This is a genomic window from Tessaracoccus zhenghani (genome assembly GCF_055326325.1).
Genome location: NZ_JBUZNQ010000007.1, coordinates 49,271 through 67,710, shown reverse-complemented (window position 1 = coordinate 67,710; position 18,440 = coordinate 49,271). Strand labels below are relative to the sequence as shown.

Annotated in this window: 16 protein-coding genes; 4 read left to right on the top strand and 12 right to left on the bottom strand. The window is 69.6% G+C overall.

Going from position 1 to position 18,440, the window contains the following annotated elements; translation table 11 throughout:
• Positions 1-104: 104 nt before the first annotated feature.
• Positions 105-1,268 (top strand): xylose isomerase, encoded by a 1,164-nt coding sequence (gene xylA / locus ACZK4S_RS13105; RefSeq protein WP_463644564.1) that lies wholly within the window; start codon positions 105-107, stop codon positions 1,266-1,268.
• A 10-nt stretch (positions 1,269-1,278) separates the two neighbouring features.
• Complete coding sequence (xylB, locus tag ACZK4S_RS13100) at positions 1,279-2,673, top strand: xylulokinase (RefSeq protein WP_463644563.1); 1,395 nt, start codon at positions 1,279-1,281, stop codon at positions 2,671-2,673.
• Positions 2,674-2,676: 3 nt separating this feature from the next.
• Here xylB and ACZK4S_RS13095 read toward each other — a convergent pair whose 3' ends face one another.
• The 5 genes from ACZK4S_RS13095 to ACZK4S_RS13075 all read right to left on the bottom strand — a co-directional run bounded on the left by ACZK4S_RS13095 (position 2,677) and on the right by ACZK4S_RS13075 (position 8,155).
• Entirely contained in the window at positions 2,677-3,471 is a 795-nt protein-coding gene (locus tag ACZK4S_RS13095; RefSeq protein WP_076061381.1) for a deoxyribonuclease IV, read from the bottom strand.
• A 46-nt stretch (positions 3,472-3,517) separates the two neighbouring features.
• The gene (locus ACZK4S_RS13090; RefSeq protein WP_370585978.1) at positions 3,518-4,960 is read right to left on the bottom strand and encodes an MFS transporter; all 1,443 of its coding nucleotides are present in this window, start codon (positions 4,958-4,960) and stop codon (positions 3,518-3,520) included.
• Between the two features lie 28 nt (positions 4,961-4,988).
• Positions 4,989-6,308: a leucine-rich repeat domain-containing protein gene (locus ACZK4S_RS13085; protein WP_463644562.1), complete on the bottom strand. Its 1,320-nt coding sequence runs from the start codon at positions 6,306-6,308 to the stop codon at positions 4,989-4,991.
• Between the two features lie 25 nt (positions 6,309-6,333).
• A complete protein-coding gene (locus ACZK4S_RS13080) occupies positions 6,334-7,212 on the bottom strand; it encodes a hypothetical protein (RefSeq protein ID WP_463644561.1) in 879 nt (292 codons plus the stop codon).
• A gap of 79 nt (positions 7,213-7,291) precedes the next feature.
• Positions 7,292-8,155 carry a hypothetical protein gene (locus ACZK4S_RS13075; RefSeq protein WP_463644560.1) on the bottom strand — a complete coding sequence of 288 codons (864 nt, stop codon included), beginning with the start codon at positions 8,153-8,155 and terminating at the stop codon, positions 7,292-7,294.
• A 122-nt stretch (positions 8,156-8,277) separates the two neighbouring features.
• Here ACZK4S_RS13075 and udp point away from each other — a divergent pair, with 122 nt between their 5' ends.
• The gene (gene udp / locus ACZK4S_RS13070) at positions 8,278-9,051 is read left to right on the top strand and encodes a uridine phosphorylase (protein WP_463644559.1); all 774 of its coding nucleotides are present in this window, start codon (positions 8,278-8,280) and stop codon (positions 9,049-9,051) included.
• 4 nt (positions 9,052-9,055) lie between these two features.
• On the opposite strand, the gene ACZK4S_RS13065 is transcribed toward udp, so the two are convergent.
• Positions 9,056-10,669 (bottom strand): ATP-binding cassette domain-containing protein, encoded by a 1,614-nt coding sequence (locus ACZK4S_RS13065; RefSeq protein WP_463644558.1) that lies wholly within the window; start codon positions 10,667-10,669, stop codon positions 9,056-9,058.
• A 173-nt stretch (positions 10,670-10,842) separates the two neighbouring features.
• Here ACZK4S_RS13065 and ACZK4S_RS13060 point away from each other — a divergent pair, with 173 nt between their 5' ends.
• On the top strand, positions 10,843-12,621 hold the full coding sequence (locus ACZK4S_RS13060) for an AMP-dependent synthetase/ligase (RefSeq protein ID WP_463644557.1): 1,779 nt from the start codon (positions 10,843-10,845) through the stop codon (positions 12,619-12,621).
• A gap of 1 nt (position 12,622) precedes the next feature.
• Here the strand turns inward: ACZK4S_RS13060 and ACZK4S_RS13055 are convergent, their stop codons facing one another.
• The 6 genes from ACZK4S_RS13055 to ACZK4S_RS13030 are packed head-to-tail and all read right to left on the bottom strand — an operon-like array spanning position 12,623 to position 18,402.
• A complete protein-coding gene (locus ACZK4S_RS13055; RefSeq protein WP_463644556.1) occupies positions 12,623-13,453 on the bottom strand; it encodes a CPBP family glutamic-type intramembrane protease in 831 nt (276 codons plus the stop codon).
• A 9-nt stretch (positions 13,454-13,462) separates the two neighbouring features.
• Positions 13,463-14,233: an ATP-binding cassette domain-containing protein gene (locus ACZK4S_RS13050; protein ID WP_463644555.1), complete on the bottom strand. Its 771-nt coding sequence runs from the start codon at positions 14,231-14,233 to the stop codon at positions 13,463-13,465.
• Entirely contained in the window at positions 14,230-15,027 is a 798-nt protein-coding gene (locus tag ACZK4S_RS13045; protein ID WP_463644554.1) for an ABC transporter ATP-binding protein, read from the bottom strand. Before ACZK4S_RS13045 ends, ACZK4S_RS13050 begins: the two co-directional genes overlap by 4 nt.
• Positions 15,024-15,893, bottom strand: coding sequence for an ABC transporter permease (locus ACZK4S_RS13040; protein WP_463644553.1), 870 nt, complete (start codon positions 15,891-15,893; stop codon positions 15,024-15,026). Before ACZK4S_RS13040 ends, ACZK4S_RS13045 begins: the two co-directional genes overlap by 4 nt.
• A complete protein-coding gene (locus ACZK4S_RS13035) occupies positions 15,890-16,855 on the bottom strand; it encodes an ABC transporter permease (protein WP_463644552.1) in 966 nt (321 codons plus the stop codon). Before ACZK4S_RS13035 ends, ACZK4S_RS13040 begins: the two co-directional genes overlap by 4 nt.
• Before the next feature lie 38 nt (positions 16,856-16,893).
• On the bottom strand, positions 16,894-18,402 hold the full coding sequence (locus ACZK4S_RS13030) for an ABC transporter substrate-binding protein (protein ID WP_463644551.1): 1,509 nt from the start codon (positions 18,400-18,402) through the stop codon (positions 16,894-16,896).
• Between the last annotated feature and the right edge of the window lie 38 nt (positions 18,403-18,440).

Sequence of the window (18,440 nt, the reverse complement as noted above, 5' to 3'; positions counted from 1 at the left end):
CGGGTGTGGCAAAGGGCTCTCAAAGTTCGGCGATGCCGGTTGTCGTGTCTGGGGTCGTGCTGATATTGTTTTCTCAGAAAACAAATCCAATGGAGGAGAGTCCCGTGTCTGATCTTCGTTATTCCTTCGGTCTCTGGACGGTGGCCTGGCGTGGCACCGATCCCTTCGGCAGCGACACGCGGCCTGAGTTCGACCCCTGGTACTACACCGACAAGCTCGCCGAGCTCGGCGCCTGGGGTGTGACCTTCCACGACAACGACGTCTACCCGTTCGATGCCGACGACGCCACCGTCGCCAAGCGGCTGGCCAAGTTCAAGGAGGCGTGTGACGCTTCCGGCCTGACCATCGAGATGGTCACCACCAACACCTTCAGCCACCCCATGTTCAAGGACGGCGGCCTGACCTCGAACGACCGCTCCGTGCGTCGCTACGGGCTGCGCAAGATCCTGCACGCCGTCGACATCGCCGCCGACATGGGTGCCAGCACGTTCGTCATGTGGGGCGGGCGTGAGGGCGCCGAGTACGACAGCTCCAAGGACTACCACGCGGCACACGCGCGCTACGCCGAGGGCCTCGACACCGTCGCCGGCTACATCAAGGAGCAGGGCTACGGGTTGCGCATCGGCCTGGAGCCCAAGCCCAACGAGCCGCGCGGCGACATCCTCCTGCCCACCATCGGGCACGCGCTGGGCCTGATCAACACGCTCGAGCACGGCGACATCGTGGGCCTGAACCCGGAGGTCGGCCACGAGCAGATGGCCAACCTCAACTACACCCAGGGCCTCGGGCTGGCGCTGTACTGCGACAAGCTCTTCCACATCGACCTCAACGGCCAGCGGGGCCTGAAGTACGACCAGGACCTCGTGTTCGGTCACGGCGACCTCATGAGCGCCTTCTTCACCGTCGACCTCATCGTCAACGGCTTCCCTGCCAGCCCCGACGCGCCGCGCTACGACGGCCCGATCCACTTCGACTACAAGCCCAGCCGCACCGAGGGCGTCGAGGGCATCTGGGATTCCGCGAAGGCCAACATGGAGGCCTTCACGATGCTCGCGGACCGCGCCAAGGCCTTCCGCGCCGATCCCGAGGTGCAGGACCTGATGAAGAAGGCCTCCATCTTCGAGCTCGCGGAGCCCACCCTCGCCGGGGGCGAGACCATCGCGGACCTGCGCAAGGCCGAGATGCCGGATCCCGCCGAGAAGGGCGCCCGCGAGTATCATTTCGTCGAACTTCAGCAGGCAGCGCTGCGGCACCTGCTCAAGGGCTAGGAGACCGACGATGGCATTGGTGGCAGGCGTCGACACCTCGACACAGTCGTGCAAGGTGCTCATCGTCGATGCCGACTCCGGCGCAGTGGTGCGCCGGGGCCAGGCGTCGCACCCCGACAGGACCGCGGTCGACCCGGAACACTGGTGGGACGCGTTCCAGCAGGCTGCCGAGCAGGCCGGCGGGCTCGACGACGTCGAGGCGCTGAGCGTCGGCGGCCAGCAGCACGGCATGGTGGCGCTGGACGCCGACGGCCGCGTGATCCGCGATGCGCTGCTCTGGAACGACACCCGCTCAGCGGGGGCCGCCGCAGACCTGCGCGCGGAGTTCGACGGCTGGGCGGAGGCCGTCGGTCACCTGCCCCTGGCGTCGTTCACGCAGACGAAGCTTCGCTGGCTGGCGGACGAGGAGCCTGACAACGCGGCGCGGGTCGCCGCCGTCGCGCTCCCGCACGACTGGCTGACGTGGCGCATCCGTGGCTCACTCTCGCTCGACGACCTGGTCACGGACCGCTCTGACGCCTCGGGCACGGGCTACTTCGACTCCGTCGCCAATGAGTACCGGCGCGACCTGTTGTCGCTGGCGCTGCGCCGCGACGCCGCGAATGTGGTGTTGCCCCGCGTGCTGCGCCCCGACGAGGGGGTCGAGGGGCCCGGGTTCCTCATCGGGCCCGGTGCCGGCGACAACGCGGCGGCCGCGCTCGGGCTGGGCCTCGCGCCCGGCCAGACGTCGCTGTCGATCGGTACTTCGGGCGTGGTGGCTGCGGTCTCCGGCACCCCGGTGGCCGACGCCACCGGAACCGTGAACGGCTTCGCGGACGCCACCGGCGCCTGGCTGCCTCTCACCGCCACCCTCAACGCGGCCCGCATCCTCGACAGCGCCCGCTCCGTGCTGGGTGTCGATTTCGACGAACTGGCCAGGCTGGCACTCTCGGCCGCGCCCGGCGCGGGCGGGCTGACCCTCGTGCCGTGGTTCGAGGGGGAACGCACGCCCAACCTGCCCGACGCCACGGCGTCGCTGGTGGGCATGACGCTGGCCAACTTCACGCCGTCGAACCTCGCCCGCGCCGCCGTCGAGGGCCTGCTGGGCCTGCTCGGCGGGGGTCTTGATGCGGTGCGAGCGCTCGGTGTCGCCGTTGAGCGCGTGTCGCTGATCGGTGGCGGCGCCAAGTCTGAGGCCGTGCGGCGGATCGCCCCAGAGGTGCTCGGGGTGCCCGTGGACGTGCCGCCGGCCGGCGAGTACGTGGCGCTGGGCGCGGCGCGTCAGGCCGCGTGGGTGCTGACCGGAACGCTCCCCACCTGGGAGCTGGCCGGCTCCGAGACCTACGAGGCCGCGTCGAAGCCGGACATCATGGAGCGCTACCGCGCAGAGGCCGAGCGGCTGGCTGTCGCCAACGGCTGGAAGTAACCCTCAGAGCCGGGCCCGGAGCCACGCCAGGTCGGCGTCGTGCTCCGGGACCCCGCCGGGGGTTTCGAGGATGGTCGGCACGGCCGCTTCGCGGATGATCGCGATGAGGGCGTCCGGGTCCGCCTGGCCCTGACCAAGGTTGGCGTGCCGGTCGGCGCCGCTGTCGTAGGCGTCGCGGGAGTCGTTGCAGTGCACCACGTCGATGCGGCCGGTGATCGCCTTGATGCGTCCCACCAGACCGTCGAGTTCGAGCCCGCCCGCGTGGGCGTGGCACGTGTCGAGGCAGAACCCCACCTGAGCGATGTTGTCCGAACCGGAGATGGCGTCCCACAGCCGCTCGATGGACTCTTCGTAGCGCGCCATCGCCTGCCCGCCGCCGGCTGTGTTCTCGATGAAGATCGGCACCGGCAGTTTGAGCCCGTCCACGCACTTGCGCCAGTTCTCGTACCCGACGGCCGGGTCGTCCTTCGCGGTGACGTGACCGCCGTGCACCACCACGCCGAGCGCGCCGACGGCGGCCGCCTCGTCGACGGTCTGCTGCAGCAGCTTGCGGCTGGGGATGCGCACGCGGTTGTTCAGCGACGCGACGTTGAGCACGTAGGGGGAGTGGATGACCAGCTGCACGCCTGCCTCGGCGGCGGCCAGCCTGAGGGCCTCGGCCCCGCCCTCGGTGAGGGCCGCGGGCTTCTTCCAGCTCTGCGGGTCGCCGAGGAAGATCTGCACGACGCCGGCGCCGAGCGCCGCGGCGTCGGCGAGCGGGTTGACGGAGTCGACGTGGGCACCGAGGGGGAAAGACATGGTGCCCAGCCTAGCTACGTGGCGGGGGAAGTCGCTGGCGCGGTTTTCAGCGCGCATGCTGCCTGTCGTCCATGATCCCCAGCACCAGCGCGAGCAGGAGGCAGGCCGCGATCCCGGTGAAGGCGCCCATGAACGCCAGGGTCCACGAGCCCGTGGCGGCGACGGCGAAGAAGACGCCGGTGATGGCCGCGTTGCCCAGCGCGGTGGTGATGCGCTCGACGGTCTGCTTCAGGCCGCTGGCCGTGCCTCCGTGGCGCACGGGCACGTCCTGCATGCTCAACGTCTGGTTCGCCGAGGCGAAGGCGCCCATGGCCGCCCCGTTGAGACCCAGCGTGGCCGAGAGCCACCAGAACGACCAGCCGAACTCCCCGATGCCCCACGCCACCAGGATGCTCAACAGGGCGCCGGTGACCATCAACGCGAGCGCGAACACGACGAGACGCCTGCCGCGCGTCATCACGAAGCGCACCGTGTAGATAGAGGCGACGGCGCTCAGCACCGCGTTGGGGAGGCCCAGCAGGCCGGTGCGCAGCGCGTCGACCCCCAGCCCGTTCTGCAGGAAGATCGCCACCACCGCGAACGTGGAGGTCAGACCCAGGAAGGCGGCGCCGGAGACCAGCAGCCCGTTGCGGAAGGAGCGGTAGCGGAAGAGTTCGAGGTCCACGAGCGGCTCGCGGCCCGCGGCCTTGTACCGGCGCTCCCAGAGCCACCACGCGAGGATCAGGACGGCGGCGAGCGGCAGGAGCCACCAGGCCCACGACTGCCTCGCCATGAACGGGTACATCACGGCCACCACGGAGGCGGTGATGAGCAGGGAGCCGACCGGGTCCAGATCGACCCTGCCCGCCGTCGCGTCGAGGCCCAGCCGGCGCCTGCGTTCCTTCACGAACGGGAACCACCTCAGGCCCAGCACGACGGCGGCAAGGCCGAGGGGGAGGTAGCCGAAGAAGGCCCAGCGCCACCCGGTCTCCGGGCCGGCGGCCTCGATGATGGCACCGGCGATGACGGGGCCGGCCGCCACTGAGGCGGAGATCGTCACGCCCAGCAGGGCGAACGCCTTGGCCCGCCCGCCGCCGCTGAAGTACTGCTGGATCATGCCGGTGACCTGCGGCGAGAACAGTCCCGCGCCTACGCCCTGCACCAGTCTGGCTGCGTTCAGGATGAACGCGTTGGGCGCCAGACCGCAGGCCAGCGACGCCACGGTGAACAGCGCCGCACCGACGATGAACCAGGAGCCACGCCCCAGCACGTCGCCGGCGCGGCCGGCGGGGATCAGCGTCACTCCGAAGGCCAGCGCGTAGCCGGCGAGCACCCACTGGAGGTCCTGGTCGGTCGCGCCCAGCCCCTCCTGGATGGTGGGTAGGGCCACGTTGACCGACGAGATGGCCATGAGCGACATCCCCATCGACAACAGCAGGACGGCCAGGACCTTCATCCGGTGGAAGGTCCTGGCCGTGCCTGGTGCGGAGATGTGGTTTCTATCGGTCACCCGGCGAGTATGTCACCGGGCGGCAAGATCACCAGGGTGGCGTGTACCCGTCGGACGGTGCGAACCAGAAGATCTGCAGCCCTCCGGCGTCGAACCTCGGCTTCAGGACCGTCCAGTTGGTGACGTTGTTGTTGAACGCCCAGATGATGCGCAGCTTCGGCAGGCTGACCAGCGGAGTCACGTCGGTCACCGGGGTTCTCTCCATGTTGATGATCTCCAGCGACGGGTGACCGGTGAGCGGGGCCAGGCTGGTGATGCGGGTTCCCCGCACGTCCAACTCGGTGAGGTTCTTCAGCTGTGAAAGCGACGGTAGCGTGGCTACAGCGGTGTCCTGGAGCCAGATGCTCGTCAGACCTCGGGCGTTGGCCAGCCCCGAGACGTCGGTGAGCCTCGGACCTTCGACCTGCAGATGGCTGAGGTTGGGCCCACCGACGGTGGTGCCCAGGGAGGTGAGCGTCGGAGACGTGATGGTCAATGTGCCCAGCGATGCCACCTCACTCAGCGGCGAGAAGTCCGTGACGCCGGTGTTGCGGAGATCCAGGTGGGCGATCCCGGTGAGGGACGCGAGCGGACGCAGGTCCCGGAGTGCCATGTTGTCGTGCAGGTTGAGCAGGTAGAGCTTGCTGAGTTTCCCCACCGGTGTGAGGTTCGTGAAGGAGCCGCTGAGATGGACGTTGCTCAGGTTGACGGCGTGTTCGAGACCCGTCAAATCGTCGGCGTCGCATTGCAGGAAGTTCAGACTGGCGAGCGTGGCCGCGGAGGGCGGCGCGCCGTGGAGGGCCTGGGTCAGGCAGGCACGTAGCTTGTCATCGGGGATCGTGACCGGGGTGCTGATGTCCGGCATGGTTCCTGGCGTGAACCGGACGATGTTGTTGAAGACCCAGCGTGGCGAGACGTGATAGGTGGAACCCTCGTAGGACGCGACGGAGACCCTGGCGTACGAGCGGCAGCCGTTACGGCCGGTGGCCGGGGTGTTGCATTCGGTGGTCCACTGGCGGCCGTCAGGGGCCGTCCAACTCCCGGGCGTGGCGAGGGGATTGCCCTTCCAGATGGCCCAGTTCGACGGCTGGTAGGTCAGGTTGTTGAAGGCCCAATCCGTCCGCTGGGTGAACGTGGCTGTCGTGGCGTTGTAGGAGATGACCGTCGCCTTGATCTCCGTGCGGCAGCGGCTGGTCTGCGAGTACTTCTCGCAGGTGGTGCGCCACTCGCGTCCGTTGACGAGGTGGACGCCGGGGATCGAGTACACGTCGACCTCCGCATGGGCGGAGGGGGCGTGGACAACGGCAGAGGCCACCAGGAGGGCGGCGCTGGCCACCACGATGAGGCGGTACCGAACGTTCTGAATCATTGTCTTCCTTGAAGATCACTGGAGATCATGAGTTGAACAGGACCTGGTTGTTGAAGACCCACTTGGTCTCCTGCCGGTAGCCGGAGGCCGTGGTGCTGATGACGGTGGCCTGGATGTAGCTGCGGCAGGCGCCGCGTCCGGTGGTGGCGGTGTCGCATTCCGTGCGCCACCTGCGGCCGTCGGTGGCGGTCCAGCCCGGGGTGGTGTTGCCCAGGGGGTTGTTCTTCCAGAGGGCGCGGTCCGACCAGCGGTACGTGAGCGAGTTGAAGGCCCAGCCGTCGGTCTTGAGGTAGCGGCCGTCCTTCAGCGTGATGACGGAGGCCCAGATCTCGGTGCGGCAGCGGGCGGTGGCCGAGTACGGCTCGCAGGTGGTGCGCCACTGGCGAGAGTTGACGGTGCGCTCGCCGGGGACGGTGTAGACCTCCATCATCGGCTTGAAGAGCTTGGCGGTGGCGATGTTGTTGGCCTCGGACACGGCCCAGGTGTTGCCGGTCATGGAGGCCACCGCGCCCGGCGCGAACGTCCAGTAGTAGAACGCAGGGCTGGCGTCGGCCCACTTGAAGGCATCGGCGCCCAGCGCCGGTACGGGTTGCGGCTGGAACGGATAGGGGCTCTCGTCGGGCCACTCGGCGGCGATCGTCGCCTTGACCTCGGCCGGGGTGCCGACGGCGACGCTGACGGTGAAGCCGTCGTAGGCGTCGCCGCCCACCCTCTGGTAGCGGCAGGAGGTGGTGGTGACCTCTGTCCGGGTCAACTTCCCGCCCCAGGTGGCCGAGACGGCCTCGGCGGAGGGGCAGGCGACGCGGGCTACAGGGGCGACCGGGGCGGCCTGCGCGGGAGTGGCCACACCGACGGCGAACATCGCTGCGGCGGCCAGGACGGTGAGTGTGGTGCGGAGCGTCATTGGAATCGCCTTCCTCAAAGGTCTGTATGGGTAAGACGCGATGAGCGGCGCTTTGGTTGACAGGCGGAACCGGTTCGGCTCAGCTGAACAGGACCTGGTTGTTGAACACCCAGCCGACGGTGGTGACGAACTCCCCGTCCGGGGCCACCTCGACGGTGGGGTGACGCAGCCAGGTGCGGCAGGCGCCGCGTCCCGTGACCGCCGTGTCGCATTCGGTGCGCCAGACCCGGCCGTCGGCCCGCCACGTGCCGTCCGTGGCGAGCGGATTGTCGGCCCACAGCGCGCGCTTGGACCAGAGGTACGTCAGAGAGTTGAAAGTCCAGCCCTCCTGGCGGCGGAAGGAAGCCCCGTCCGGCACGACGGTGTGCGCCCAGATCTCGGTGCGGCAGCGGGTGGTCTCGGAGTACGGCTCGCAGGTGGTGCGCCACTTCCGGCCGCTCACCTTGCGCTCGCCCGGCACGGTGTAGACCTCCATCTGTGGGCGGAACAACTCCGCGGTGGCCACTGCCTTCGCGTGCTCGTCGACGCCGCTGAGCGTGCCCACCGCCCCGGGGCTGACCTCCCAGTAGACGTTGGCCGGGCCCGCGGACTCCCAGGAGAACGCCTCCGGGCCCAACGCGACGGCCGAGCGGATGGTGGCGTCCTGCCACGCCTCGACGCGGGACCGGGCGGCGGCCAGGCCGGCGTCCTTGGTGTAGGTGAACTCGACGCGCTGCCGCAGGCCCTGCGCGGCGGTGGGGGCGCTCTCGTACCAGCAGGAGGCGCGGGTGGCGGTCAGGGAGGACAGGTCGTAGCCGGAGACCTTCGAGACCTGCTCGGCGGTGGGGCACGAGATGCGCCGGACCGGCGTGCCGGGGGCGGTGCCCTCATCGGCACGTGCCACGGCCGGGACGGCGAGGAGGACCGTGGCGGCGACGGCCAGCGCACGGCGCAGCACGTTCATCGCATCTCCTCCTCGGCCCCCACACCGAGGTGACGCGCCCGACGGTGTGTCTGACAAACTCTAAACCCAGCAGAGGCCGCCTGGATACGGGTAGCTTGGCTGACATTCAGTAAGGAGCATTCATGGCCTACTCAGAGGGTTACGAGTACCACATCCACCTCGCCCAGGGCGACATCGGGCGCTACGTCTTCCTCCCCGGCGACCCCGGCCGCTGCGAGGTCATCGCGCAGCATTTCGACAACCCCCGCTTCGTCGCGTCGAACCGCGAACACACCACCTGGGCCGGTGAACTCGACGGCGTGCCCGTCGCGGTCACGTCCACCGGCATGGGCGGCCCGTCCACCGCGATCGCCGTCGAGGAACTCATCCATGTGGGCGCCGACACCTTCATGCGCGTCGGCACCTCCGGCGCCATGCAGCCGGAGACGCAGCCCGGCGATGTCGCCGTGATCAACGCCGCCATCCGCGACGAGGGCACTGGCCTGCACTACCTGCCGATGGAGTTCCCCGCCGTCGCACACCAGGACCTCATCATGGGCCTGACCGAGGCCGCGCGGGACATGGGGAAGCGCTACCACGTGGGCGTCTCGCAGTCGAAGGACTCCTTCTACGGGCAGCACTCGCCGGATTCGATGCCCGTGGCGTCGCGCCTGAAGGAGCGGTGGGACGCCTGGGTGAAGGGCGGCTGCCTGGTCTCCGAGATGGAATGCGCCACGCTGTTCCTCGTCGCCGCCACCCGCCGCGTCCGCGCCGGCGGCGTGATGATGATCATGGGCCACCACGATTTCCAGCCCATGACCGACGAGGAGAAGGCAGCCTCGCAGATCGCCAACCTGATCCCCACCGCCATCGAGGGCATGCGTCGCGTGATCGCCGCCGACAAGGCCCGCGGCTGACGCCTCACCCGTCACTGATCCGCACGTCGCCCGCCTCCCGGGTGAGATCCCAGCGACGGGTGACGTGCAGGTCGCGGGCCAGGTGCGCGTCGTGGGTGACGATGAGGAGGGCCCCGCGGTAGTCGCCGAGCGCGGCCACCAGTTGCACCACCGACGCCAGGTCGAGGTTGTTGGTGGGCTCGTCGAGCACCAGCAACTGGGGCGCGGGATCCGCGAACAGCGTGCGCGCCAGCCCTAGCCGGAACCGTTCGCCGCCGGACATGGTGGCCGGAGGCTGGTCCGCGCGGTCACCCCTGATCAGGAACCGCGCCAGGAGCGCCCGGGCGTCGTGCGGCGTCCGGCCCGGGGCGGCCGCCCGCACCGCCTCCAGCGCGGAGGGGAAAGCGTCCAACTCATCGAGTGTCTGCGTCAGCGCGCCGACGGGCACTTGGGGCTCAAGCGCGACCTCCAGGTCGCGGAGGAGGTGGGACGCGGTGCCGCTGCCGAGCAGCCGGGCGAGCAGGGTGGACTTCCCCGCCCCGTTGTCGCCCGTGAGGCGGATCCGCTCAGGGCCGACCACCTCGAGCGGCGACTCACCAGGCTGACGCAGGGCCAGAACCCGCTTGCCCGGCGGCACCGTGGTGTCCGGCAGGTCGATCCTGATCACCTCCGGGGCACGGGCCGCGGCGTCCGCGCGGCTGCGGTTGTCCAGCGCGTCGGCGATGGCCCCCGCGTGCGCCGCCGCCTTGGCCCCAGATCCCTTGTCCGCGCGGTCCTGGAAGTAGTGCGCGGCCATCTTGTCCACGTTGCCCTTGGCCCGCTCACGCCGCCCGGAGCGGTCCCGTTGGGCCTGCCGCTGCAGCTCCGCCTGCGCGGCGCGCTTCGCGCGGGACACCTCGGCGTCGGCCTCCCGAAGTCGCCGCTCAGCCGTGGCCTGAGCGGCGGCACGCTGCTCCTGGTAGGCGCTGAACGGGCCGCCGAAGCTGACGGTGCCGCGGGGATCGAGGTCCACCAGGGCGCCCACGCGCTCCAGCAGGTCGCGGTCGTGGCTGACGACGATGACCGCGCCGTCCCAGGCGCTGAGGGCGTCGTGGAGCCACCGTCGCGTGCGGGTGTCGAGGTTGTTGGTGGGCTCGTCGAGCAGCGTGATGTCGGCTCGGGCCAGCCGGGCGCCCGCCAGCGCGATGCGGGTGGCTTCACCGCCGGACAGCGAGCTGGCGTCGCGGTCGAGGAAGTCGGCGTCGACGGCCAGCCCCAACGCGGCCAGTTCGGCCAGGGCCCGGGGCTCGACGTCCCAGTCCTCGCCGACGGCGTCGAACTGCGCCTGGTCGACGGACCCGGCCTCGATCGCCCACAGCGCGGCCCGGACCGGCGCGATGCCGAGCAGCTCGGCCACCGAACCCGCCGTCGACACCCGCTGGGGCAGGAGGTGGACCCGCCCGGAGACGAGCAGGTGGCCCGCCGTCGGTTGGAGGTGGCCGGCGATCAGGCGCAGCAGGGTGGTTTTCCCGGAGCCGTTGGGCCCGATCAGCCCAGTCAGGGCAGCCGGGAACGTGGCGGAGACGCGGTCAAGGATGACGGCGCCGCTGGGCAGGTGGAAGGAGAGGCCGTCTGCGACGACGGCAGGGGAATGAGCCATGAGGATCCTGAGGGGTCGCTGGGATGCGGTCTGGGGGACGGCACGCCAACGGGCGCGCCCGGCTCAGTCAGTCATGTCACTTCCAAGGTTGGGGTCCGCCAAGTCTAGACACCGGCGGGCGGGTCTGTCTCGGGGCGCGTTAGGCTGGAGAACGCCCAACGGAGGGGAACCCCATGAACCACGTCGTCGCACGCGTCCGCAGCATCATCGAGCAGCATGGCCATCGCACCGCCACCAGAATCCGCGAGAACGACGCGTGGCGAACCCAGACCTACGCCCAGTTCGGCGAGCAGATCCGCCGGGTGGCTCAGGGGCTCCTGAACCTCGGCGTCGAGACAGGCGGGCGGGTCGGCATCTTCCTCGGCAACAGCCCCGAGTGGTCGGAGATCGACCTGGGTTGCGGCACGGTGCGCGCGGTGCCCGTGCCGTTGTACGCCACCTCCACGCCGGAGCAGATCCAGCACATCGCGGGGGATTCGGGCCTGACGGTGATGTTCGTCGGGAACCAGTCTGAGGCCGAACGGGTGCTGGAGGTGTTCGACTCCCTGCCGGAGCTGCAGCACGTCATCATCACCCAGCCGTACGACGGCATGCCGGCCCAGATCGTCAGCTACGCCGACTTCCTGGCCGAGCCGACGCCCGAGGTCGAGGAGCGCTTCGCGGGGGCGGACGGCGACGACCTGGCGTCGATCATCTACACCTCCGGCACCACCGGCAACCCCAAGGGCGTGATGCTCCAACACAAGGCGTTCGTGATGCAGTCCGACGCGCTGGACCAGTTCTTCGACATCACCCCCGACGACCACTCGCTGTCGTTCCTGCCCCTCTCGCATGCGCTGGAGCGGGCCTGGACCTACGTCGTGCTGATGCACGGCTGCATGAACACCTACGTCGAGAACGCGCGCACCGTCGCGGAGCAGATGGTGCTGGCCCAGCCCACCATGATGGTCTCGGTGCCGAAGCTGTTCGAGACGGTCTACACCACGGCGCACCAGAAGGCCGGCGGGTCGCCGGTGAAGCGCGCGATCTTCGCCTGGGCGTTGAAGGTGGGCAGGCACAACCAGTACGCGTTCCGCGCCGGTCGTGAGCCCGGCGCCTCGCTCCGTGCGAAGTTGCGGATCGCCGACAAGCTGGTGCTCGGCAACGTCCGCGCCGCGTTGGGCGGGCCGAAGACCGTGCTGGCCTGCGGCGGGGCCCCGCTGCGGCCGGAGATCGAGGAGTTCTTCGCGTCGGTGGGTCTGCCGGTGATGCAGGGCTACGGGCTGACGGAGGCCTCGCCCCTGGTGTCGTTCAACGCGCCGGACGACTTCAAGGAGAACACCACGGGCAAGGTGCTGCCCGGTGGCCAGATCCGGATCGGCGACTTCGGCGAAATCCTCTACAAGGGCCTCAATGTCATGAAGGGCTACTGGAACGACCAGAAGGCCACGGATCAGGTGATCAAGGACGGGTGGCTGCACACCGGCGACGTCGGCTACGTCGACACCGACGGCTTCCTCATCATCACGGACCGGCTGAAGGACATCATCGTCACCCTCGGCGGCAAGAACGTCGCCCCGCAGCCCATCGAGGGCCTGATCCTGGCGGACCCGCTGTTCGAACACGCCGTGCTGCTCGGCGACAACAGGCCGTTCGTCACGCTGCTGGTCAAGCCGTCCCTGCCCGCGGTGGAGGAGCTGGCTAAGCGCTTCTCCTGGCCCGGGGAGATGAAGGACTGGATGAACTCGAGCGAGCTGCTCGACGAGCTGCGCCGCCGCGTCGACGAGATCACGGCGCGGCTGCCATCGCAGGAGCGGCCGAAGGAAACCACCGTCCTGCATGAGGAATTCACCATGGACAACGGCCTGCTGACGCCCACGCTGAAGGTGCGCCGCCGCGAGGTGGAGAAGCGCTTCCGCGACCTGGTCGACGAGATGTACGCCCGCCTGGAGAGGGCCCGCAAGCAGGGCTGAGTCACCACAGGTAGAAGAAGATCTGCAGCTGCGGGTAGCGCACGTGCACGATCGACAGGAACACCACCACGTCGAACAGCAGGTGCACCACCAGCACGTACAGCAGCGAGCGGGTCTTCGAGTACAGGTACGCCTGGAGGAGGGCGAACGGGGTGGTGAGCAGCGGGCCCCACTCCTGGTAGCCCAACTCCCAGAGGAACGACACGAAGATCACCGCGGTCAACACGTTGGCGAACCAGAAGGAGAAGTGCCGGCGCAGGAGCACGAAGATCGTGATGATGAAGAAGAACTCGTCCCAGGAACCCACGAAGTTCACGCCGACGAAGAAGCGGGCCACCTCCGTCCAGTCCTCGAGCGCGGGCCAGTTGCGGTACGCGCCGGAGCGCACGAAGTAGGTGGGCAGCAGCACCCAGCCGATCACCGGCACCGCCAGCAGATAGGCCCACATCCATCGCGTCCAGCGGCCTGAGAGCCAGTGGAAACGGATGGTGTGGTCTCCGTAGCCGAAGCGGTTGAGCAGGTACGGCACCGCCACGGCCAGCGTCAGCACGGTGCCCATCAGCGCCACGTTGCCCCAACTCACGTCGGCGCGCACCGAGATGGTGGAGACGATGACGAGGCCGACGGCGACCAGCAGGAGGTCGCGGAGCAGCACCCGGTCGAGCCAGACGGCCAGGGCGATGCCGAGCGCCATCGTCAGGTAGCCGACGGGGCGGGCCTCGAGGCCGAAGAGGAAGAACGCCGACAGGGAAACCAGCGCGGCGGGAATCAGCGACACGCTCCATCCCGGCCTGCGCGCGACGACGGGGGAGTCCGTGGTCTCGACGGTCACGCCGTCACCCTATTCGGCGGCGCCGAGCCGCGGGATAGCGGCGATCAGCGCCTGGGTGTACGGCTCCCGCGGTGCGTTCAGCACCTCCATGGTGGGGCCGGATTCGACGAGCCGGCCGTCCTGCAGGACCACCGTCTCGTCGCACAGCGCGGCCACGATGCTGACGTCGTGCGACACCATCACGATGCTCAGCCCGCGGTCCTTCCGCAGCCTGTCGAACAGCGCGATCACCTCGATACGCGTGGTCACGTCGAGGGCGCTCACCGGCTCGTCGGCGATCAGCACCTCGGGGTTGGTCACGAGAGCCCGGGCGATGGCGATGCGCTGCCGCTGCCCGCCGGAGAACTCGTGCGGGTAGCGCTTCAGGGCGTCGGACTCCAGGCCCACCTCCGCCAGTGCGTCGGCCACCCGGGCTCGACGGCGGGCGCCGTCGCGCTCCACCGCCAGCGACACCAGCGGCTCGGCCACGATGCGGTCCACCCGCATCCGCGGGTCCAGCGACGCGTACGGGTCCTGGAAGACCGGCTGCACCGCGCGACGCAGCCGCCGCACCTGCCCGGCGTTCCGCAGCGACAGCGGCTCGCCGTCGAACAGCACCCGCCCCTCGCTGGGCGACGCCAGTGCCAGCAGCAGCCGCAGCGCGGTGGTCTTGCCGGAACCCGATTCGCCCACCACGCCCAGGCTCCGCCCCCTGTCGACGGCGAGGTCGAGCCCCTGCAGGGCCGGCTCGGTGGCCCCGCGGTAGCGGTAGGTGGCGCCCTCCAGCGCGAGGACTGTCACTCGAGCCTCCCGGTGCTCAGGGCACGGTCCAGCGCCCGAGCGCTGCCCACCAGCCGGTGCGTGTACGGGTCACGCGGAGCCGTGATCAGCGCCTCCACCGGCCCCTCCTCCACGACGCGTCCGTCGCGCATCACCAGCGCGCGCGTGACGGTCTGCGAGACGACGGCGAGGTCGTGCGAGACGAACAGCAGCCCCATCTCGTGTTCCTCCACCACCCGGGCGAGCAGGCCCAGGACGCCGGCCTGCACCGTCACGTCGAGCGCGGTGGTGGGCTCGTCCGCGAGCAGGATCTTCGGCCGGCACGCCAGGGCGGCCGCGATCGCCACGCGCTGGCGTTGCCCGCCGGACAGTTCGTGCGGGAAGGCCCGCAGCACCCGGTCTGTCGACGGCAGCGCGACCTCGTCGAGGGCCTGCCGGATGGCCGCCTCCAGGCCGGACCCGCGCAGCCCACGGTGTCGGCGCAGCGGCTCGGCGAGGAATGCGCCCACGCGCGTCAGTGGATCCAGGGCGGTGGAGGGGTCCTGGAACACCATCGCCACCTTCGCGCCCCGCACGCCCGCGAGCGCCCGTTCGGAGGCGCCGATGACCTCCTGCCCGTCCACCTGGACGGATCCGGAGGCCCGCAGACCGCGCGGTAGCAGGCCCAGCACCGAGAAGATGCTCAGCGACTTCCCGGAGCCGGATTCGCCGATGATGCCCACGCGCTCACCGGCGTCGACGGCGAACGACACGCCGTCCACCACCCGTCGGCCGCCGGCCACGACGGCGAGGTCAGAGACTTCGAGGTAGCTCATGCCCGCTCCCTCCGCGTCGGGTCGAGGCGCTCGCGGAGCCCGTCGGCGACGAAGTTGGCGCCCAGCACGATGACCACGATGACCACGCCCGGCGCGACGGCTCCCCAGGGCGCCGAGTTCACCGTCGACTGCGACTCCTGCAGCAACCGCCCCAGCGACGAGTTGGGCGGCGGCACCCCCAGCCCGAGGTAGGACAGCGACGCCTCGGCCAGCACGGCGGCCCCGAAGATCAGCGCGCCCGCCACCACGAGCGTGGGCCACATGTTGGGCAGCAGGTGCGAGCGGATGACGCCCAGCCAACCGGTCCCCGACGTGCGGGCCGCCGTGACGAACTGCGCGCCCAGCAGCCGCTTGGCGAGGATGCGGGTGAGGCGCGCGACGATGGCGGAGGCCGCCAGCCCGATGGAGACGACGGCGGAGCCCAGGCTCGCCCCCTGCGCGGCGCCGATGAGCATGGCCAGCAGCAGCGTGGGGAACGCGATGAGCACGTCGAGCAGCGACGACTGGATGTCGTCGAGCCAGCCCCTGGAGAACGCGGCGATCAGCCCGATCACCGTGCCCACCACCATGGCGATGGCCGAGCTGCCCACGCCGACGGTCAGCGCGATGCGCGTGCCGGCCATGATGAAGCTGAAGGTGTCGCGGCCCAGCCTGTCGGTGCCCATCCAGTGGTGGGCGCCGGGCGCCTCGAGGCGTCCGCCGGAGGTGTCTGCCAGGTCGAACGGCAACCACACCAGGGAGACGGCCCCGAGCGCGACGGCGAAGAGTAGGAACGCCGTGCCCACCAGCAGCGTCAGCGGCAACCGCGCCCGACGGCGGGCCGGCGTGGGCACGACGGCCGCGGGCAGCTCGACCGGGGCGCTCATGCGTCGGCCCCCGAGAGTGAGACCCGCAGCCGCGGGTCCACGACGCGCTGCACCACGTCGGCGAGGAAACCGATCAGCAGCACGAACAGCGTGGTGACCAGCAGTACGCCCTGGATGCTGGGGTAGTCGTGCTCCGCGATGGCCTTCGTCAGCATGGATCCCAGCCCGGGCAGGTTGAAGACGGCCTCCACCACCACGGCGCCCAGCAGGGTGGACGCCAGTTCGATGCCGAGGATGGAGATCACCGGCACCGACGCGTTGCGCAGCCCGTGACGGAGGAAGGCCTCGGTGGGGCTCGCGCCCAGGGCTCGGGCGTTGCGCAGGTGGTCCGCGTCCAGCACGTCCAGCACGGCGGAGCGGACGTAGCGCGTCAGGGAGGCGCTCATCACGAAGACGATGGTGATCACCGGCAGCGTCAACGACGTGAGCGCGGCGAGCGGATCCTCCCAGTCCGTGCGCGGGAAACCGCCCGAGGGGAACAGCCGCAGCTCCAGCGCGAGCAGCCAGACGAGCAGGATGCCGATCCAGAAGACCGGCACCGCGATGCCCACCTGGGCCACGCCGGACAGCAGCACGCCCAGCCGGGTGTTGGAGCGCACGGCCGCGGTGTAGCCCAGCAGGCTGGCGACGACCACCGACAGCGCGAAGGCGATCAGCGTCAACGGCAGCGTGACGGTCAGGCGTTGGGCGATGTCGGGCAGCACCGGGCTGCCGGAGATGAAGGAGTTGCCCAGGTCGAGCCGGGCGACGTCGGAGAGCCAGGTGGTGAGCTGTTCCCCGAGCGGTAGGTTCGAGCCCACCTGCTCCTGCGCCGCCTGGATCTGTTCCGGCGTGGCGTCGACGGACAACAGCGCGTTGGCCGGGTCACCTGGGAGGAGGCGCAACAGCACGAAGATCAGCAGCATCGCCAGGAGGAAGCTGAGCAGCAGAAACCCGAGCCGGCGTACCAGGTAACTGGTCATGCGCCGTCTCGGGTTTCCCGCTGAATCATTGCCAAAGATTAGCCCTTGGTGATGCCGTAGACGAAGAACTGGGAGTTCAGGCCGTTGACCGGGAACCCGCTGATGTCCTTGTGCGCCACGACGATCTGCGGGAAGAGGTAGAGCCAGTTGCTGGCGGCCTCTTCCGCGATGATCCGGTTGGCCTCCTTCAGCTTCTCCGCCTGCGCCTCGGGCGAATCCGCCTGCTCTGCCTCGGCCACGAGCGTCTGCACCTCGGCGTTGTCGTAGCCCCAGTAGAAGTCCGGGTTGGCGTACCAGACCACGTCGCGGTCGTTGACGTGTTCCTGCAGTGTGGCCTCGAAGGCGCGCTCCTTGAACACGTTGGAGTACCACTCGTCGGAGGTGATGGTCTTGATGTTGACCGTGACGCCCACCTTGGCGAGCTCAGACTTCAGGAACTCCGCCACCTGCGGGTGTGGGTCGTAGTTCGGGGTCTGGAGTTCGAACTCGAACCCGTCAGCCAGGCCGGCCTCGGTCAGCAGTTCCGCGGCGAGCTCCGGGTCGTACGGGTTGAGGTCCGTGAGGTCCTCGTACCAGGGGTCCGTGGGGGGCACCATGGAGCCGATCAGCGTGCCGCGACCGTCCCAGATCGCGCCCAGCAGCTTCTCGCGGTCGACGGCGGAGTAGACGGCCTTGCGCACGCGGGCGTCGTCGAACGGGGCGACCCGGTCGTTGAACGCCAGCAGTTCCTTCACCGTCGAGGTGCCCTCGCTGATCTGGAACTCGTCGTTGTCCTCGAACGGCACGAGCGAATCCGGGCTCTGGATGGTGGTGACCAGGTCGAGCTGGCCCGTCAGCAGGGCGTTGCCCAGGGCGCTGGCGTCGGTGAAGTAGTTGAAGGTGACGCGGCCGTTCTTGGCCTTGTCGCCCCAGTAGTCGTCGTTGCGCACCAGGCTCAGCGTGCTGCCGCGCTTCCACTCGTCCAGCGTGTAGGGGCCGGTGCCGTCGGTCTCTGTGAGCGGGTCACCGAGTTCCGGGTTCACGATCCACACGTAGGCCATGTAGTACGGGAACGAGATGGACTTCGAGTTGAGCGTGAAGACCACCGTCTTGTCGTCGGGGGCCGCCACGGAATCCACGACGGCGAAGCTGGACTTGCGGGCCGCCTGGGAATCCTCGGCCACCACCGCCTCGTAGCTGGCCTGCACGTCTGCTGCGGTCACATCGCGGCCGGAGTGGAACTTCACGCCGTCGCGCAGCGTGAAGGTGTAGGTGAGGCCGTCGTCGCTGACCGCGTAGTCCTCCGCGAGGAGGTTGCTGATGGAGCCGTCGTCGTTCAGCTTGATGAGCGACTCGTAGACGTTGCCGCCCAGGGCCTCGGTGACGCCCTGGCCGCCGCCGCCCGTGTTGCTGAGGTTGCCGGGCTCGTAGATGGAGCCGATCTCGATGGCGGCCTCGGGGTCCGCGCCCACCGCTGCGGGATCCGCGCCGTCGTCGGAGCCGCCGCAGCCGGTCAGCATCACGCCTATGGCTGCTATCGCGGCGACTGCTTTCCAGAGTGTTTTCATGACGGCTCCTGTGCTCATTCGGGTCGGCCGGTCAGCCG

Coding starts and splice junctions, on each gene's coding strand:
- xylB (WP_463644563.1), top strand. CDS start 1,279: ATGGCATTGGTGGCAGGCGTCGACACCTCGACACAGTCGTGCAAGGTG.
- ACZK4S_RS13095 (WP_076061381.1), bottom strand. CDS start 3,471: ATGTCTTTCCCCCTCGGTGCCCACGTCGACTCCGTCAACCCGCTCGCC.
- ACZK4S_RS13085 (WP_463644562.1), bottom strand. CDS start 6,308: ATGATTCAGAACGTTCGGTACCGCCTCATCGTGGTGGCCAGCGCCGCC.
- ACZK4S_RS13080 (WP_463644561.1), bottom strand. CDS start 7,212: ATGACGCTCCGCACCACACTCACCGTCCTGGCCGCCGCAGCGATGTTC.
- ACZK4S_RS13075 (WP_463644560.1), bottom strand. CDS start 8,155: ATGAACGTGCTGCGCCGTGCGCTGGCCGTCGCCGCCACGGTCCTCCTC.
- udp (WP_463644559.1), top strand. CDS start 8,278: ATGGCCTACTCAGAGGGTTACGAGTACCACATCCACCTCGCCCAGGGC.
- ACZK4S_RS13065 (WP_463644558.1), bottom strand. CDS start 10,669: ATGGCTCATTCCCCTGCCGTCGTCGCAGACGGCCTCTCCTTCCACCTG.
- ACZK4S_RS13060 (WP_463644557.1), top strand. CDS start 10,843: ATGAACCACGTCGTCGCACGCGTCCGCAGCATCATCGAGCAGCATGGC.
- ACZK4S_RS13045 (WP_463644554.1), bottom strand. CDS start 15,027: ATGAGCTACCTCGAAGTCTCTGACCTCGCCGTCGTGGCCGGCGGCCGA.
- ACZK4S_RS13040 (WP_463644553.1), bottom strand. CDS start 15,893: ATGAGCGCCCCGGTCGAGCTGCCCGCGGCCGTCGTGCCCACGCCGGCC.
- ACZK4S_RS13035 (WP_463644552.1), bottom strand. CDS start 16,855: ATGACCAGTTACCTGGTACGCCGGCTCGGGTTTCTGCTGCTCAGCTTC.
- ACZK4S_RS13030 (WP_463644551.1), bottom strand. CDS start 18,402: ATGAAAACACTCTGGAAAGCAGTCGCCGCGATAGCAGCCATAGGCGTG.